The 308-nt window shown below is 60.7% G+C and carries 1 pseudogene; it reads left to right on the top strand.

Annotated features, from left to right (window positions below):
- Positions 1-219, top strand: a pseudogene (locus ORI27_RS32955) (hypothetical protein); the annotation flags it as partial.
- Positions 220-308 lie beyond the last annotated feature (89 nt).

Below are 308 nucleotides of genomic sequence, written 5' to 3'. Positions count from 1 at the left end.
CGCTGGTCGGGCTACCTCTCACTATGGACAGCCCTGTTGCTAGGGCCGGCAGGACTGGTGCCGCTATTCAAGGACGGCCCGTTCGCCTGGAACGGGATATTCGGATTCTGGTGTCCGTTGACGGTCTTCTGCGTCTGGGTCGCAATGATCACATGGCGGTTGATCACTGCGATCAACCATGACAACGCGGAGTCCGCCGGGGGCCTTGCCCCGGTGTAGTGGACACGGGATTTGTGGTTACGCCGCTTGTGGCAGCGTAGCGAATGTGTGGTTGTTTTCGTAGGTGGCGGGGCTGGAATAGGCGCAGC

The organism is Mycobacterium pinniadriaticum, from assembly GCF_026242045.1.
GTDB classification, from domain to species: Bacteria; Actinomycetota; Actinomycetes; order Mycobacteriales; family Mycobacteriaceae; genus Mycobacterium; species Mycobacterium pinniadriaticum.
This window is presented reverse-complemented; position numbering and strand designations above follow the sequence as displayed.